This is a genomic window from Alteromonas gracilis, from assembly GCF_043642145.1.
Lineage (GTDB): Bacteria > Pseudomonadota > Gammaproteobacteria > Enterobacterales > Alteromonadaceae > Alteromonas > Alteromonas gracilis_B.
This window is the reverse complement of record NZ_JBHZRZ010000009.1, coordinates 182,377-197,827: the sequence shown is the minus strand read 5'-3', so window position 1 is coordinate 197,827 and position 15,451 is coordinate 182,377. Positions and strand designations below refer to the sequence as shown.

Below are 15,451 nucleotides of genomic sequence, written 5' to 3'. Positions count from 1 at the left end.
GCTCCATTACCGACAAGGCCTGGGCTGGAACCGTATGAAATTAAATTCGTGGGGATCCCTCAGACTCTGACCCCAATATTTTCAAGTCGTGAGTTGCTGTGGTGTCGATTGGCCAAACAATGAAAGGTACGGCACAACCGCTTAATATGCTATCATCGCAACTTGAAATCACCACATTCTGATAGAATTTTAATAACCTATGGCTTCACTACTCGGTAATTTATTTATTCTTGCAGCTCCTTCTGGGGCTGGAAAATCAAGCCTTATAAAGGCATTAATGGAAAAGTATGAAGGCAACGCAGCTACGCCGATGCAGGTGTCTGTGTCTCATACAACACGTCAGCCTCGACCAGGCGAAATAGACGGTGTGCATTACCATTTTGTTAGCCGAGAACAGTTCGAAGCACTCATAGAGCAGGGCGTGTTTTTCGAATACGCCGAGGTATTTGGTAACTATTACGGCACCTCACGTGTCACAATAGAACAAACCCTGCACCGTGGAATTGATGTGTTTTTGGATATCGATTGGCAAGGTGCTCGCCAGGTCAAAAAACTTATGCCAGATACGTGTGGCATTTTCATTCTTCCACCGTCACTTGATGTTTTAGAGCAGCGCTTGAATAATCGCGGCCAAGACTCAGATGAAGTGATTGCTGGACGCATGGCGCAAGCGGTGGCTGAAATGTCTCACTTCAATGAATTTGATAGCGTTATTGTTAACGATGATTTTGCGACCGCGCTAAACGATCTGGAATCCATCGTTACTGCACAGCGCCTTCGTACGTCTAAACAGCAAATGCGTCACCAAGTGTTATTGGACGAACTGCTCGGTAGCGCGTAAGCTTAACCATATAAAAAGGTGTTTTGTTTTAACAGCATAAGATCAAAGGGCAATGACAACGATCTGACTGCTTCAATTTCAAACAAAATGCTAGGATCGCGCAGTGTATCTGTGTATACTACGCGGCCGTTTTTTGAATAACTTGCTCAACCTAATTTTCGGAGAAATACATGGCTCGCGTAACTGTAGAAGATGCCGTAGATAAAATTGGTAACCGCTTTGACCTAGTGCTTGTTGCTGCACGCCGTGCACGTCAAATTGCCACTGAAGGCAAAGATCCTATGGTTGACGTTCAAAACGATAAGCCAACTGTTACAGCGCTTCGTGAAATTGAAGAAGGTTTGGTTACTGCTTCAACGCTTGAACAAGCAGAACTTCAAGCTCAAGAACAGCAAGAACATGCTGAATTTGCATCAGTAGCAAACATCTTATCTGATCAGTAATTCCCACTTTTAAGGGCTTTTACCTGATTTTTAGCGCCAGTGCTTTGAAAAAAGCACTGGCGCTTTACTTTTGGCGTATTGGCTTCTCGCACAATTAAACGTATTCTTAGGGTTGTAACGTTAGATAAGGGTCGCGCTCTACTGTGTATTTGTTTGAAGGTTTAAAGCAGAAAGTTGTTGAGTATTTACCAGCCGAACGCGTTCAGTTGGTTCAAGATGCTTTTGTTCTTGCTCAAGAGGCCCACGACGGCCAAATGCGCTCAAGTGGCGATCCGTACATCACACACCCTGTGGCAGTGGCAGGTATTCTTGCCGATATGCACCTTGATCACGAAACGATTATGGCTGCACTACTTCACGACGTTATTGAAGATACACACTACGGCAAAGAAGATTTAGCTGAGGCCTTTGGCGATACGGTGGCTGAACTTGTTGAGGGCGTGAGCAAACTCGACAAATTAGCATTTAGTACCAAACAAGAAGCACAAGCTGAAAACTTCCGAAAAATGATGATGGCCATGGTGCAAGACATCAGGGTTATCCTTATAAAGCTTGCCGATCGCACGCACAATATGCGTACGTTAGGGTCGCTACGACCAGATAAGCGTCGCCGCATTGCGCTAGAAACCTTAGAAATCTACGCGCCTATTGCCCATCGTTTGGGTATTCACGATATTAAAAACGAGCTTGAAGATTTGGGTTTTCAAGCGATGTACCCTATGCGTCATCGCGCGTTGAAATCAGCGGTTAGACAGGCCCGAGGAAATCGAAAAGAAATTATCGAAAACATTCGTGAAGAGCTAAATACCCGTCTTGATGCCTACGAAATAGAATCGAATGTATTAGGCCGTGAAAAGCACTTGTACTCCATTTACCGAAAAATGAAAAACAAAGAACTGATGTTCAATGAGGTAATGGATATTTATGCGTTTCGCATTGTAGTAAATACGGTAGACAATTGTTACCGCGCACTAGGTGCAATGCACGGGCTATACAAGCCCATCGAAAATCGCTTTAAAGACTATATTGCCATTCCTCGTACCAATGGTTATCAGTCGCTGCACACGTCATTAATTGGCCCGCACGGTATTCCTGTAGAAATACAAATTCGTACGCAGGAAATGGACCAAATGGCCGACAAGGGTGTTGCCGCACATTGGCTTTACAAAGAGCCTGGCGATAGCGGCACTACCGCTCAGCTTCGCGCCCGTAAATGGATGCAAAGCTTGTTAGAGCTGCAGCAATCTGCCAGTTCATCGTTCGAATTCATCGAGTCGGTAAAAACCGACCTTTTCCCTGATGAAATTTACGTGTTTACGCCAGATGGGCGCATTATTGAACTTCCTATGGGCGCAACGGCGGTCGACTTTGCCTATGCCGTGCATTCCGATGTGGGGAACACTTGTGTGGGTGTGCGCGTTGAGCGTCGCAACTTTAGTTTGAGCAAGCCCCTAGAGAACGGTCAAACGATTGAAATTATTACGTCTCCTAAAGCTAAGCCAAACGCTAATTGGTTGAACTTTGTGGTAAGTGCTCGTGCGCGTACACGTATTCGTCAGTATCTACGCAAACAGCATTCTCAAGAAGCTGTGAATATGGGTAACCGCTTACTGCGTCATGCACTTGGTACGGTTAAGTTAGACGATATTCCAAACGAAGATATTGAACGTGTTGTGGCAGAAACTAAGCACGACAACTTTGATGATTTGTTGGTAGATATTGGCCTAGGTAACGAATTAAGCGCTATTGTTGCACGCCGTTTGTTGGGCGAAAGCACAAGCGACCTGTCAGACAAAAAAGGTAACGTGGCTATACGCGGCACAGAAGGTCTGCTTGTTCATTATTCCCGTTGTTGTCACCCAATTCCCGACGATGAAATTGTTGCGGTGTTAAGCCCTGGCCGCGGTATGACTATTCACCAAACTGGCTGTAACAATATTCGCAAGCTTACAAGAGAAGAGCCACAGCGTGTGCTGCCAATGCAATGGGACGACAACCCGCAAGGCGAATTTAAAGCTTCGCTTCGCATTGAGTTGTTTAATCATCAAGGCACACTGGCAACATTAACGAACACTATTTCAGGGTGCGATTCCAATATCATTGGTCTGCAAACTGAAGAAAAAGAGAGTAATATCTACTTTATTGACCTTGAACTTACCACGCACAACCGTGTGCATTTGGCTCGTGTTATGAAGAAAATTCGCACCATGCCGGAAGTTCAAAGAGTGTCTCGTCATAGTCAATCACGACACTAATTACGACTAATTTAGGAATCACTATGTCTAAGTCTATTATTCAGACCGATAAGGCTCCTGCTGCTTTTGGTACTTACAGCCAAGCGGTAAAAGCAGGTACTACCGTTTATCTTTCAGGCCAAATTCCACTTGTAGCAGAAACCATGGAAATGGTCTCTGATGATTTTGAAGCGCAAGCCGTACAGGTTTTTGAAAACATCAAAGCGGTGTGTGACGCGGCAGGCGGAACAACGAACGACCTAGTGAAAGTGAACATCTTCCTAATTGACCTTGGTCACTTCGCCAAAGTTAATGAAATTATGAGCCGCTATTTCACCAAGCCTTACCCAGCACGCGCTGCCGTTCAGGTAACAGCGCTGCCTAAAGGTGCACAAATTGAAATTGATGGTGTTATGGAACTGCCGGAGTAAGCCATGTCACCTGAGCGTTACCAGCGCATAAGACAAGTGCTGGAAAGAAGGCAGACCGACCTTACGGTTTGCCTTGAAAATGTACACAAACCGCATAATGTTTCTGCTGTAGTGAGAACCTGTGATGCCGTTGGTATCCATCGCGTTCACACTGTGTGGGAAAAGAAATACCAGTTTCGTCGCGGCACGGCCATGGGCAGTCAGCAGTGGGTGCGCCAAACCAATCACGACAATATCAGCGACGCCATGGCTGAATTAAAAGGCCAAGGCATGCAGGTGTTGGTTACGCATTTGTCTGATACTGCGGTGGATTTTCGCGATATTGATTACACCAAGCCTACTGCTATTTTGTTTGGTCAAGAGAAATACGGTGCTTCTGAAGAGGCGAAAGCCATTGCCGATCACGACATCGTTATCCCAATGATGGGCATGGTGCAGTCGCTAAATGTATCGGTTGCCGCGGCTTTAGTGTTATACGAAGCCCAGCGCCAGCGCACCATTGCCGGTATGTACAACACACAGCAGTTGCCAGAAGAAGAGTGCCAAGCATTGGCATTTCAAAATGGTTACCCGCGATTGTACAAGCTTTGCCAGCGCAAAGGTTTGTCATTGCCAGCCATCAACGCACTTGGCGAAGTGGACGCCGACGATAGCTGGTGGAAAGAAATGCAAATTACCCAAGCGGAAGCCAGCGCACTAGAAGCAGATTAACTGCTAGTTATCAAGACGTTATCGGTGCTATTTATATATTTATCAATAACACCGACTAGTATTAATAGTTCAACATCTCTGTGTCTTAAACAGCGTTTATTTGCTCTTTTCTCTTGCCAATAAAAAGGCGAATTATGTCGCCAACCACACTTCCAAACTCGCTAAACTCTTTAGTATTACTATTAATGTTAATAGCGAGTGACAGCTTATATTTTGGAACCACCACTAAAAAGCTTTGTGCGCCACGAGAAACACCGCCATGGTGAGCATAACTTATTTCTTCTCCATCGCTTAAAGACAAAGTATGAATACGCCAACCAATGCCATAATTTTGCTCGTTGGGTTTGCCATTATTCAGCATTTGAGGCGTCCAAAACTCTTTACGTACTGAGGGCATAATATACTCATTATTGATAAAGCCTTGTCCGAGCTTTGCTAAATCTTCAGAAGTAGAAAGCCAACCACCTCCTGCAAGCCGATGGCTTAAATTCACATACCTCCATTCACGGACTTTGCGCTGTTTACTTCTATCCTGCCAATAGAAAGTCGCAAGCTTCTGACGTTTCATGTTTTTTTGCTCTGGCAGCGTTGCGCTCATAGCAAGAGGTGTTAGCACCTGTTGCTGTATCCACTGCTGATAAGTTACGTCTGTAGCGCTTTGCATTGCTGCGCTCAGCAAAACCGTTCCAAGGCTCGAATAATGGAACTGTTCTCCTGGCGGAAAAAGCAGGGCACTGTCATCGAACAACCCAACAGCATCATAAACGTTTTCGAAGTGCCCATTTAACGTTATCGACTTATACAAACCGTAGAGATCGCTATTTTCTTTATAGTGTGGAATACCTGCACTGTGGGAAGCGAGCCGGCGAGGGGTTATTTCTGCCCATTGTGGGTTAGGAAGCTCAGCCAAAATGGAATCAAGCGGTGCATCAAGTGAAATCATTTCAGATTGAACCATACGTGCTAAACCTGTTGCAGTTAGTGCTTTTGAGTTGCTTCCTATTCGAACTAACGTATCAGGCGTCATAGGAGTATTGCTATTAATATCAGCCCATCCAAAACCCGCTGTCCAAATCAGAGAGTGGTTCATTGCTATGGCGATGGAAAGCCCAGGTGCATTTATAGTTTCCCTATGCTTGTGTAAAAGAGACTGCGCCTTCTCAGCGATGGGCGTGTAATCTTGGTCGTATATTGCACTTTGATGTGGTGCGTTGTTGGGAATTGATAGATAGCCCCACGGCACTACCATGGGAGCTTTATACTTGTGCGCATAGAATTGATAAATGGGAAGCGTAAGGTACAGCAATAAGCAGGTTATTACGGCAATGACGATTGTGATTTTGTATTTCATTAACTAGAACCTTATGAATTTTAAGTGTTCTAGTTAACTGAAAATTAATGACTTTTTCTTATCGTTTTTAAAAAAACATGATCATTTTTGAAACTGTTCGCGGTATTGTTTTGGTGTAATGCCTAAATGATGCTTGAAGGCGCGGTTAAATGGAGCAATTGAGTTAAAACCCGCTTCAAGTGCTAACGTCAATATTGGAACATGACGTTGTTTAGGGTCTTCTAACTTTCGACACACCTCGGGGATGCGATAGCTATTTAGATAATGTGAGAAATTGCTAAACCCGAGTTCCTGATTAATCACTTTTCGAAGTTGGTGTTCTGGCAATTCTAACGCGTCTGATAAAGCGCCAATAGAAAATGAAGGTTGCTTATAGATGCCTGATTCCATCAACGCCGCTAGCTTCCCTGTATGACCTGAATGAGATATTTCTTGCGAGGCATTTGAGGCGCTTACGGCTACCGCTAAGCGGCTCTCAGCAGTACCATCGCCCCTGTTACCACGTTTTATATAGTGAAACGTAAAAGTACCAGAGAGTAGGGCAATGATAAGAGCATTAAGCAGGCTGAATATTGAATTGTCTTTCACTGAGATAAAAGCTAACTCAAACAGGGTCAGAACACCCATATAAATACTGCAACCTGCAATAATAATTAACCTAGCACGTCGTCGCTCGTCCACGAGATCGTCAAAAAAACCGTGTATACAACTAAGCACCACAAAAGCCAAAATAGTAAAGCCAATAACGTGGTTGACATCGTGATAAAAGCCTTTGGCAGGGGTAAAAAGAAAAAAATACGCTAACCAAGTACACCAGAGCGCAACAGGCCACGTCACCCACTTGGTGTAGTCATGCAAAGACTTACTTGGTTTGAGAATCTTTAAAGTAAGAAACCAGACAGCAAAAGCCGTCAGGTCAGTCATCAGCAACAACGGTCGACGCAACCAACCGTAGTCTTCATTAGCGATTGGGGTCGTGAGTAATATGTAGCTGATGATACAAAGTAGAAAGCATTGATAAGCACGTTTTTGAGCACTCGGCTTACTGTGAGCAAACCAAAACATTAAGAGGATGAGTTGACCCGTTGCCACAAAGCGAAGCGCTAAATCGACTATTTCTAAATGTGTCAAACTGATCATGGTGCTTGATTTTATAAACTTTGAACTGTGGGAAAGTTATAAGTTATTGAAAAAGAAAGCAACCGCAGTTTGATTGCGCCGATTAACACGTGTATTAGCACTTTTATAAAGCTTCCATTTATAACTGACCTAAAGCACACTCGCCAACCTTCTTGCAATCCTTTACACTTCGTTTAAATTTAAGCGTTTAGCGCTTGTATCAATAAATAAAAGAAGGATGTCGCTTAATGCAAGCACTGGCCACTACACCGATCACTGCGCTCAAAGGCGTAGGCGCAAAGGTGGCAGAAAAGCTTAATAAAATTGGCTTGTTTACCCTTCAAGATATTCTGTTTCATCTTCCCCATCGCTACGAAGACAGAACCCGCATTTATAGCGTGGCTGAGTGCCGCCCGTTTACTCATGTGAGCGTGCAAGGCGAGGTAATGAGCGCCGACATTCAATACGGTAAGAAACGTATGCTGGTGGTGAAGCTTAGCGATGGCACAGGCACCATTATGTTGCGCTTTTTTCATTTTGGTGCCGTGCAGCGCTCAATAATGACACCAGGTAACACAGTACGTTGCTTTGGTGAGGTACGCACAGGCAAGTGGGGCATTGAAATGATGCATCCCGAGTTTAAGCTAGTGGATGAAGATGCGCCCCCTACCGAAGAATCGCTAACGCCGGTTTACCCCACCACAGATGGCGTTAAGCAGTTAACCCTTCGCAATTTAACCGACCAAGCACTACTGCTTTTAGATAAAGGCGCATTGGCCGATTTGTTGCCCGAGGGCATTTACGACGAGCAGATTAGCCTGAACGAGGCGCTACACTTGGTGCACCGACCGCCGCCTGATGTCGACGTGCACGAAATGGAAGAAGGGTTGCATCCTGCACAATACCGGTTAATTCTTGAAGAATTGCTTTCGCACCACTTAAGCGTTTTGAAAGTGCGAAAGCTATCTGATGCACAGCCAGGCATACCCATAGATGTGAATCAGCCGCTTATCGATAAAATGCTAGCTCAATTGCCGTTTTCACCCACCGGGGCACAGGCAAGAGTAGTAGAAGATATTCAAAAAGACATGAAACACGCGCGACCTATGATGCGCCTAGTACAAGGTGATGTTGGCTCAGGTAAAACGCTGGTAGCGGCACTGGCAGCACTATCGGCCATTGGTGCTGGGCATCAAGTGGCGTTAATGGCACCAACTGAATTGTTGGCAGAGCAGCACGCCAATAACTTTCGCGGCTGGTTAGAGCCGCTAGGTATTGAAGTAGGCTGGCTTGCTGGAAAGCTTAAAGGTAAGGCTCGCAATGAAGTCTTGGCGCGTTTAGAAGCCGGCGACATTCAAATGTTAGTGGGTACGCACGCTATTTTTCAAGAAAGCGTGAACTATCAGCAGCTAGCGTTAGTGATTGTAGATGAGCAGCACCGTTTTGGTGTACATCAGCGTTTAGCGCTGCGCGATAAAGGCGAGCAACAGGGCCGCTATCCTCATCAGCTGATCATGACGGCAACGCCCATACCGCGGACCTTAGCCATGACAGCCTACGCCGACTTAGATACGTCGGTTATTGATGAGTTACCGCCGGGCAGAACGCCAGTGCAAACGGTAGTGCTACCCGATACTCGCCGCGCCGATGTCATAGAGCGCGTGCGTCAGGCCTGTAAAGATAATGGCAGACAAGCATATTGGGTGTGTACGCTTATTGATGAGTCGGAAGTATTGGAGTGTCAGGCTGCAGAAGACGCCGCCGTAACCCTGCGAACCGCATTACCCGATTTACAGGTAGGCTTAGTGCACGGTCGGCTAAAACCGGCAGAAAAAGCGCAGGTTATGGCCGACTTTAAAGACGGTAAACTGGATTTATTGGTAGCTACCACGGTTATAGAAGTTGGAGTAGATGTTCCTAATGCCAGCATCATGATCATTGAGAACCCTGAACGTTTGGGCTTGGCTCAGCTTCACCAGTTGCGCGGTCGGGTAGGGCGTGGTGCAGTAGAAAGCCAATGCGTGTTAATGTACCAAAGCCCACTGTCAAAAACGGCCACGCAGCGCTTAGGTGTGCTTCGCGAGTCTAATGACGGTTTTTACATTGCTCAGCGCGATTTGGAAATTCGTGGCCCAGGTGAATTCATGGGTACTAAGCAAACTGGTATGGCAGAGCTTAAAATTGCCGACTTAGTGCGCGATGCCGCCTTAATTCCAAAGGTACAAGAAATAGCCTATACCCTTTGGGACAAATATCCCTCTCACGCTCAAGCTATCATTAACAGATGGATAGGGCATAAGGAGCAGTATGGTCATGCTTAAGAGTGTGCCTTTAATAATGTTCGATAGCGCCACTAGCGATGACGCCGCATTAATTAATGCGATAAGCGACAAGTGGGGCTTTCCTGTTATCAGCAGTAGTGAAAAGCCCGCAGAAGGCCTGTATTTGCAGGTGCAAAATGGTGTGCTTGGCCTTGCTGATGCAGGAGATAAAAAAGTGCACCCTGTAGAGGTGGATTTTGCTTCACCCGCCAGTTTGTATCGTAAGCAACATGGCGGTGGACGGAAAGAGGCTATTGTTAAAGCGATTGGCCTTAAAGGCAACGAGCAGTGGCATGTAGTAGATGCAACGCCGGGTTTAGGGCGCGATGCGTTTGTGCTGGTGAGCGTAGGCTGCAAAGTTACTATGATTGAGCGTTCGCCGGTTGTCGCGGCGTTGCTTGAAGACGGTATTCGAAGATTAGCCCTCAGCTTTCCAGAACTTGCAGCTCAAATGACACTGCAGCATGGAAATAGTGCTGAGGTAATGCAATACTTTACGGGTGAGAATGTGAACGCTGTTTATTTAGATCCCATGTTCCCGCATAAGAAGAAGTCAGCCTTGGTGAAAAAAGAAATGCGGCTGTTTCAGCAACTGCTTGGTCATGACCCAGACGCAGATGCGCTGTTACCGCCAGCACTGAAGCTAGCTACGCACCGGGTGGTAGTTAAACGCCCAAATAGTGCAGACGTGCTGGCAGGGGTTAAGGCATCAATGGCTATTGAAAGCAAAAAACACAGATTTGATGTTTATTTGTGTTAAAGAAATCTAGGAGAGTAGCATGATACAAGTTGGAGGCACTTTGCCTGAGGTAGATTTTAGCCTGTTAGAAAACGGCGAAATAACGAACCCAGGCACTAATGAACTATTTCCAGGCAAGCGAGTTGTACTTTTTGCTGTACCTGGCGCATTTACACCAACGTGCTCGCAAGCTCATTTGCCAGGCTATGTTGCCCTAGCCGACAAATTAAAAGCGAAAGGTGTAGACAGCATTATTTGTCTTAGCGTGAACGATGCATTCGTAATGGATGCATGGGGAAAAGTAAGCAACGCCGAAGACATCATTATGCTGGCAGACGGTAATGGTTTCTTTACCAAGCAAATTGGAATGGATATGAACACGGGGAACTTTGGTGGCATGCGTTCTCTGCGTTATTCTATGTTGGTTGAAGATGGCGAAGTGACCAAACTAAACGTGGAAGATCCAGGTAGATTTGATGTGAGTGACGCACAATCCATGTTGGATAGCTTGTAAGTTATACCAAAAGCGTAATCAGTTATAAAAGCTCGCAACGCAGATTGCGGGCTTTTTTGTATCTGAGCAGCCGTGAATATTCGTTAATTCACATATGCATATACTTAGCGCTTAATTTCATTAAAATGTCATGCAAGTATGATCTCGCAATTTACGAATTGCGTTGAAGAACAATGTGTTTAGCAAAAAAGTGAAGGTAAAGGCGCATATTTGCTGCAAGGCGCACAAATATAACAAGGTGCAGCGCTCTACGTTATTTCACATGTAGGCTCGCCCAGTTACCTTTACTAGCATAATGATAATAAGTATCATTTGCGTGAAAGATAAACGTTTTAGGAATAATTATGACAACAACACTGAAGAAAATGAGTGCTTTGGTACTGGCCTCTGCCGTAACTTTGTCGATGCTATCGACCGCTGCCCTTGCAAACGGTGCAATTGGCGATCACGTGAATAACCTTCACGCGCATATCAACGAATATACGGAAGAGGTTCACTGGCTAGAAAGTAAGTTTGGCAGTGTTGTTGATGCGTATGAAGCAAAAGATAAGTCGTTGAAGACCGATGCGCTTATTGAATTCTGGGAAGAAGTGGACTTTCACTCAGCAATTGAAACCCAATATGTTCCTATTTACGCCTCTATTTGGCAGGGTATTTACGGTGTTAAAGTTGCTATCGATGAAGGCAAGCCTGTAAAGGATGTCCGCATGGAGCAAGAGAAACTTAATCATGCCTTGTGGCAGGCGTTAGGCGCAGTTAAACTTGCGTCCCAGTATCAAAAGAAAGGCTTGGTAGATAAGGTTCAAACAACTAAAAATGAACCTACAACAGGCCCTGAAATAATCGATGATATTAAAACACGTCTTGACCGTGTTGTTGCCAAGTATGCAGAGCAGCTGCATGAAGTCGCAATAACCCTTGTTCACGACACTTACTTGCAACGCTTTGAAGGTGTTGAAGGCGATTTGATTGCAAAAGACGCTGCTTTGGTCGAAGACCTAGAAAAAGACTTTAACGTAGCGCTTCCACAAGCCATCTCAAAAGATAAAGGCGTAGACGCGGTACGTAAAGTGGTAGAATCGATGCAGGCTAAACTTGATCGCGCTCGCACAATTCTTGTTGACGTTGAACAAAGCCGCAAAGACGTATTTTAAGGAAGGTGTATGCAACGTAGAACATTCTTACAAGGCTTAGCCGCAGCTGGCGCTTTATCTGGCCTGCCGCTTAGCTTTGCTCACGCCATGGCACAAACAAGCAGCGTGTCAGTTGAGTCATTGCCTAAATTAGAAGGTGATCTCACTTTGTATTTAGGCCGTGGTGAAGGCGGCTTGTACGAGAATGTTCTTAAAGCCATAGAAAAGCGTAACCCTAAGCTGAATCTTAAAGTAAGACGTGGCGGGTCAGCAGCACTGGCGAACACCATAGTTGCAGAGACTAAAGCTGGCGTAAAACGCGCCGACCTTTTTTGGGCCGTAGACACAGGTTCAATTGGTGTGGTGACTGATGCTGGTGCAGCAAAACCGTTGCCAGTCGATCTTACCTCGCAGCTTCGCGAAGACTTTCAATATCCTAAGTGGTCTCCGGTAACTGGCCGCGTTAGAACGCTGCCGTATAACACTGAACGTGTTAAGCCAGAGCAAATTCCTGAAAGCGTAATGGCACTTGCCGATAGCGATTTAAAAATTGGTTGGGCGCCGGCTTACTCGTCGTTTCAGTCTTTTGTTACCGCTATGCGTATTTTAGAAGGCGATAAAGCGACTAAATCGTGGCTTAAAGGCATTAACAAGCACTCGAAGAAATACGCGGGTGAGCTTGGTGTAGTGATGGGCGTTGAACGTGGTGAAGTAGATATTGGCTTTGCTAATCATTACTACACACTTCGTCTTCAGTCTGGCAAGCCCGATGCAAACGTGGCGCTGGCTTATACAAAGAGCGATGCAGGTTGTTTGGTTAATGCATCGGGTATTGTCGCGTTGAGCGACGGCGACTTGCCAGTTAACTTCATTCGATACTTGCTGTCTCATGAAGTGCAGTCTTATCTTGCTCGCGAGGCGTATGAAATTCCTCTTGTACAAGGTGTATCACAGCCACAAGGCTTAGCCAGCTTAAATACGCTTTCTCCACCTGAATTGGACTTGCGAAAACTAGCCGACTTGCGCCCTACACTTAATCTTATGAGGGAAGTTGGCGTACTGTGACAAAATGGCCAAAGTCGTATCCACCGGCACTACTTATAGCGCTGATCGCTTTATTGCCCGTCGGCGTTTTGTTTTCTCTAGCCCAAGATAGCGCTCAATTATTCGATACGCACAATTTGCGAGTCTTAGGCAATACAGTATCTCTGGTAGTGCTGACCATTATTGGTTCAGTACTCATTGGCGTACCGCTCGCGTTTTTTACCGCGTACGTGCAAATGCCACTCAAGCGTTTCTGGCTGATATTGCTTGCCGCACCCTTGGCTCTACCGAGCTACATTGGCGCATTTGCCATGTACTTTTCGTTTGGCCGTGGCGGCGAAATTGAAAACGTATTGGGCATTACCACGCCGCCTATAAGCGGACTGTGGGGCTCAGCGCTGGTTATGAGCCTATACACCTATCCCTTTGTTATGATGACGACTCGCTCTAGCTTACTAAGCTTAGATGCAAGCCTTGTGAATGCGGCGCGCACGTTAGGGTTAACCTTAGGCGCTAGCTTGTGGCGAGTAGTGTTACCTCGCGTGGTTAATAGTATTGCAGCCGGTGCGCTGCTTGCTGCACTGTACGCACTATCTGATTTTGGTACGCCCGCTATTATGGGCTTCGACACCTTTACTCGGGTTATTTTTGTTGAATACAACGCGTTTGGTTTAAGCCAAGCGGCCATGCTGAGCTTACAGCTAATGGTTATCGTTGGGCTCATTCTATTTATAGAAAGCCGCATTAGCGGGGCGCAAGAACGCCCGGGCAAGCATTTATCGCTGTTCCCAGCTCGTTGGCAGCGTAACCTAATGTTACTTTCAACCCTGCCAGTGGTCTTCATGGCTATTGTGCTTCCTCTTGCTATCTTCACGCTGTGGTTAGTGCGCGAGGGCGCGGGGGGCTTTGAATTAAGCTATGCATGGAATTCTGCTCATGCCTCGTTCATTGCCGCTATCGTTGCGGTGCTACTGGCTATTCCTGTGGCGCATGCGGCTATTGCGGGTAAAGCAGGGCGATTTATGGAGCGAATTACCTACTTTGGTTTTGGTGTTCCTGGCATTGTTATGGGTACGGCGTTGGTTTACGTGGGCCTTCAACTTCCAACACTTTACCAAACCTTAAGCCTGTTGGTGATGGCGTATGTACTGCGCTTTATTCCACTTGCCGTGGGAAGTGTTAGAAGTACCGCTGAGAACATTGACTCAGGGCTGGTAAAAGCAGCCCGTGTGCTTGGGGCTAGCCCTCGCGAAGCCTTCATGCGTATTACGCTGCCGCTTACCCTTCGTGGTATGATTGCAGGCGCCGCCTTAGTATTTTTAGAAGCCATGCGGGAATTGCCTGCAACCCTTATGTTAGGCCCAACTGGGTTTGAAACCTTAGCTACCTACATGTGGCGGGTATATGAGGCGGGCTATTTTGGCCGTGCTGCCGTACCAGGGCTGCTGCTTGTTTTATTATCTGGCGTAGGGTTAATTCTTATGCTGTCGGGCGAAAGAAAAGCCCAATTTACCGTTACCGAGGAAGATCGTTCGTAATGCTTAGTGTAAATAATTTGTCTGTGAATTATGGGTCTACCCGCGTTGTCGACAAGTTAAATCTTGAGCTTGGACAAGACGAAATTCTGATGCTGGTAGGGCCAACTGGCTGTGGTAAAACCACTATTTTGCAGGCATTAGCAGGGCTTATCCCTATTTCAGAAGGTGCAATGAGCCTAGGTAAGTGGGAAAGTACATCGAGCAAACATGTGCCGCCCGAAAAGCGTAACGTGGGCATGGTGTTTCAAGACTTTGCACTGTTTCCTCACCTTACCGTTCAGCAAAACGTATGCTTTCGCTTAAAAGATACTAAGCTTGCCGACCATTGGTTAAAACTATTGGGCCTTGATAACTTCCGCGACGCCAAGCCTGCACGCCTTTCGGGTGGTCAGAAGCAGCGCGTTGCGCTGGCCCGAACCCTCGCGCACGAACCGTCATTTGTTTTACTTGATGAACCGCTTTCAAACTTAGATGCTGCGCTAAAAGACAGCTTGCGCTGGGAAATTCGCGATGCCCTTAAAAACGCAGGTGTTCCTGCTATTTGGGTAACGCACGATCAAGAAGAAGCGCTAAGCGTTGGCGACAGAATCGGTATTTTAAATAAAGGGGTGTTAGAGCAATTAGACACACCCGAAGCGTGTTATTCGTCACCGGCCAGCCGCTTTGTGGCCCGCTTTATGGGTGAAGCCAGCTTCTTAAGCGCAACCTTTGACAATAGTGCTGCTAACGCCGATAAAACTGTGGTAACTCAAATTGGCAACGTGCCGGGCACTCCTCTTCAAGGTGCCAGTGGTAATGTAGACTTATTGGTGCGCCCTGACGATTTAAGTTTAGATGCTACATTGAGCGAAACAAACTGTACTGTTGATTGGGTGCGATATGAGGGTGAGAGTCGACTTTACGCGGTGGCCTTAGATACTGGCGATGAGCTTAAGGTACGGGTGAGCCACGAGAACGCCATAAAGCCTGGAGCTCGCGCTTTTGTACAACTGATCACAACCCATCCCCTAGCTGTTTTCCCCCGAGGTTAAG

The 15,451-nt window shown here is 46.3% G+C and carries 14 protein-coding genes; 12 read left to right on the top strand and 2 right to left on the bottom strand.

All coding sequences use genetic code 11. The features are described from left to right. The first annotated feature begins 199 nt into the window (after positions 1-199). From gmk to trmH, 5 genes are all read left to right on the top strand, one after another. Positions 200-841, top strand: a complete 642-nt coding sequence (gene gmk, locus ACHUFN_RS16255; protein ID WP_394223512.1) for a guanylate kinase — start codon at positions 200-202, stop codon at positions 839-841. 170 nt (positions 842-1,011) lie between these two features. Continuing rightward, positions 1,012-1,284: a DNA-directed RNA polymerase subunit omega gene (gene rpoZ, locus ACHUFN_RS16250; protein WP_179981967.1), complete on the top strand. Its 273-nt coding sequence runs from the start codon at positions 1,012-1,014 to the stop codon at positions 1,282-1,284. 143 nt (positions 1,285-1,427) lie between these two features. Next, a complete protein-coding gene (spoT, locus tag ACHUFN_RS16245; protein WP_394223510.1) occupies positions 1,428-3,539 on the top strand; it encodes a bifunctional GTP diphosphokinase/guanosine-3',5'-bis pyrophosphate 3'-pyrophosphohydrolase in 2,112 nt (703 codons plus the stop codon). A 23-nt stretch (positions 3,540-3,562) separates the two neighbouring features. Continuing rightward, entirely contained in the window at positions 3,563-3,949 is a 387-nt protein-coding gene (locus tag ACHUFN_RS16240) for a RidA family protein (protein WP_394223508.1), read from the top strand. A 3-nt stretch (positions 3,950-3,952) separates the two neighbouring features. Continuing rightward, positions 3,953-4,660 (top strand): tRNA (guanosine(18)-2'-O)-methyltransferase TrmH, encoded by a 708-nt coding sequence (gene trmH, locus ACHUFN_RS16235; protein ID WP_394223506.1) that lies wholly within the window; start codon positions 3,953-3,955, stop codon positions 4,658-4,660. A gap of 85 nt (positions 4,661-4,745) precedes the next feature. Here trmH and ACHUFN_RS16230 read toward each other — a convergent pair whose 3' ends face one another. Together ACHUFN_RS16230 and ACHUFN_RS16225 are read right to left on the bottom strand one after the other, a co-directional pair. Further along, on the bottom strand, positions 4,746-6,011 hold the full coding sequence (locus ACHUFN_RS16230; RefSeq protein WP_394223505.1) for a serine hydrolase domain-containing protein: 1,266 nt from the start codon (positions 6,009-6,011) through the stop codon (positions 4,746-4,748). An 81-nt stretch (positions 6,012-6,092) separates the two neighbouring features. Beyond that, on the bottom strand, positions 6,093-7,151 hold the full coding sequence (locus ACHUFN_RS16225) for a helix-turn-helix domain-containing protein (protein WP_394223503.1): 1,059 nt from the start codon (positions 7,149-7,151) through the stop codon (positions 6,093-6,095). Positions 7,152-7,378: 227 nt separating this feature from the next. Between ACHUFN_RS16225 and recG the strand changes: the two genes are divergently transcribed. The 7 genes from recG to ACHUFN_RS16190 all read left to right on the top strand — a co-directional run bounded on the left by recG (position 7,379) and on the right by ACHUFN_RS16190 (position 15,450). After that, positions 7,379-9,451, top strand: coding sequence for an ATP-dependent DNA helicase RecG (gene recG / locus ACHUFN_RS16220; protein WP_394223501.1), 2,073 nt, complete (start codon positions 7,379-7,381; stop codon positions 9,449-9,451). Further along, positions 9,444-10,211: a class I SAM-dependent methyltransferase gene (locus ACHUFN_RS16215; RefSeq protein WP_394223499.1), complete on the top strand. Its 768-nt coding sequence runs from the start codon at positions 9,444-9,446 to the stop codon at positions 10,209-10,211. Before recG ends, ACHUFN_RS16215 begins: the two co-directional genes overlap by 8 nt. Before the next feature lie 19 nt (positions 10,212-10,230). Continuing rightward, on the top strand, positions 10,231-10,704 hold the full coding sequence (locus ACHUFN_RS16210) for a peroxiredoxin (protein WP_394223498.1): 474 nt from the start codon (positions 10,231-10,233) through the stop codon (positions 10,702-10,704). Between the two features lie 344 nt (positions 10,705-11,048). After that, positions 11,049-11,858: a hypothetical protein gene (locus ACHUFN_RS16205; protein ID WP_394223497.1), complete on the top strand. Its 810-nt coding sequence runs from the start codon at positions 11,049-11,051 to the stop codon at positions 11,856-11,858. Between the two features lie 9 nt (positions 11,859-11,867). After that, a complete protein-coding gene (locus ACHUFN_RS16200; protein WP_394223495.1) occupies positions 11,868-12,902 on the top strand; it encodes an extracellular solute-binding protein in 1,035 nt (344 codons plus the stop codon). Further along, positions 12,899-14,419, top strand: a complete 1,521-nt coding sequence (locus ACHUFN_RS16195) for an ABC transporter permease (RefSeq protein WP_394223494.1) — start codon at positions 12,899-12,901, stop codon at positions 14,417-14,419. The genes ACHUFN_RS16200 and ACHUFN_RS16195 overlap by 4 nt, the downstream gene beginning before the upstream one ends. Then, the gene (locus tag ACHUFN_RS16190; protein ID WP_394223492.1) at positions 14,419-15,450 is read left to right on the top strand and encodes an ABC transporter ATP-binding protein; all 1,032 of its coding nucleotides are present in this window, start codon (positions 14,419-14,421) and stop codon (positions 15,448-15,450) included. The genes ACHUFN_RS16195 and ACHUFN_RS16190 overlap by 1 nt, the downstream gene beginning before the upstream one ends. The last annotated feature ends 1 nt before the right edge of the window (position 15,451 follow it).

What these genes read in the sequence shown, in the direction of transcription:
- gmk (WP_394223512.1), top strand. Translation starts at nt 200, where the DNA reads ATGGCTTCACTACTCGGTAATTTATTTATTCTTGCAGCTCCTTCTGGG.
- rpoZ (WP_179981967.1), top strand. Translation starts at nt 1,012, where the DNA reads ATGGCTCGCGTAACTGTAGAAGATGCCGTAGATAAAATTGGTAACCGC.
- ACHUFN_RS16240 (WP_394223508.1), top strand. Translation starts at nt 3,563, where the DNA reads ATGTCTAAGTCTATTATTCAGACCGATAAGGCTCCTGCTGCTTTTGGT.
- trmH (WP_394223506.1), top strand. Translation starts at nt 3,953, where the DNA reads ATGTCACCTGAGCGTTACCAGCGCATAAGACAAGTGCTGGAAAGAAGG.
- ACHUFN_RS16230 (WP_394223505.1), bottom strand. Translation starts at nt 6,011, where the DNA reads ATGAAATACAAAATCACAATCGTCATTGCCGTAATAACCTGCTTATTG.
- ACHUFN_RS16225 (WP_394223503.1), bottom strand. Translation starts at nt 7,151, where the DNA reads ATGATCAGTTTGACACATTTAGAAATAGTCGATTTAGCGCTTCGCTTT.
- recG (WP_394223501.1), top strand. Translation starts at nt 7,379, where the DNA reads ATGCAAGCACTGGCCACTACACCGATCACTGCGCTCAAAGGCGTAGGC.
- ACHUFN_RS16215 (WP_394223499.1), top strand. Translation starts at nt 9,444, where the DNA reads ATGCTTAAGAGTGTGCCTTTAATAATGTTCGATAGCGCCACTAGCGAT.
- ACHUFN_RS16210 (WP_394223498.1), top strand. Translation starts at nt 10,231, where the DNA reads ATGATACAAGTTGGAGGCACTTTGCCTGAGGTAGATTTTAGCCTGTTA.
- ACHUFN_RS16205 (WP_394223497.1), top strand. Translation starts at nt 11,049, where the DNA reads ATGACAACAACACTGAAGAAAATGAGTGCTTTGGTACTGGCCTCTGCC.
- ACHUFN_RS16200 (WP_394223495.1), top strand. Translation starts at nt 11,868, where the DNA reads ATGCAACGTAGAACATTCTTACAAGGCTTAGCCGCAGCTGGCGCTTTA.
- ACHUFN_RS16190 (WP_394223492.1), top strand. Translation starts at nt 14,419, where the DNA reads ATGCTTAGTGTAAATAATTTGTCTGTGAATTATGGGTCTACCCGCGTT.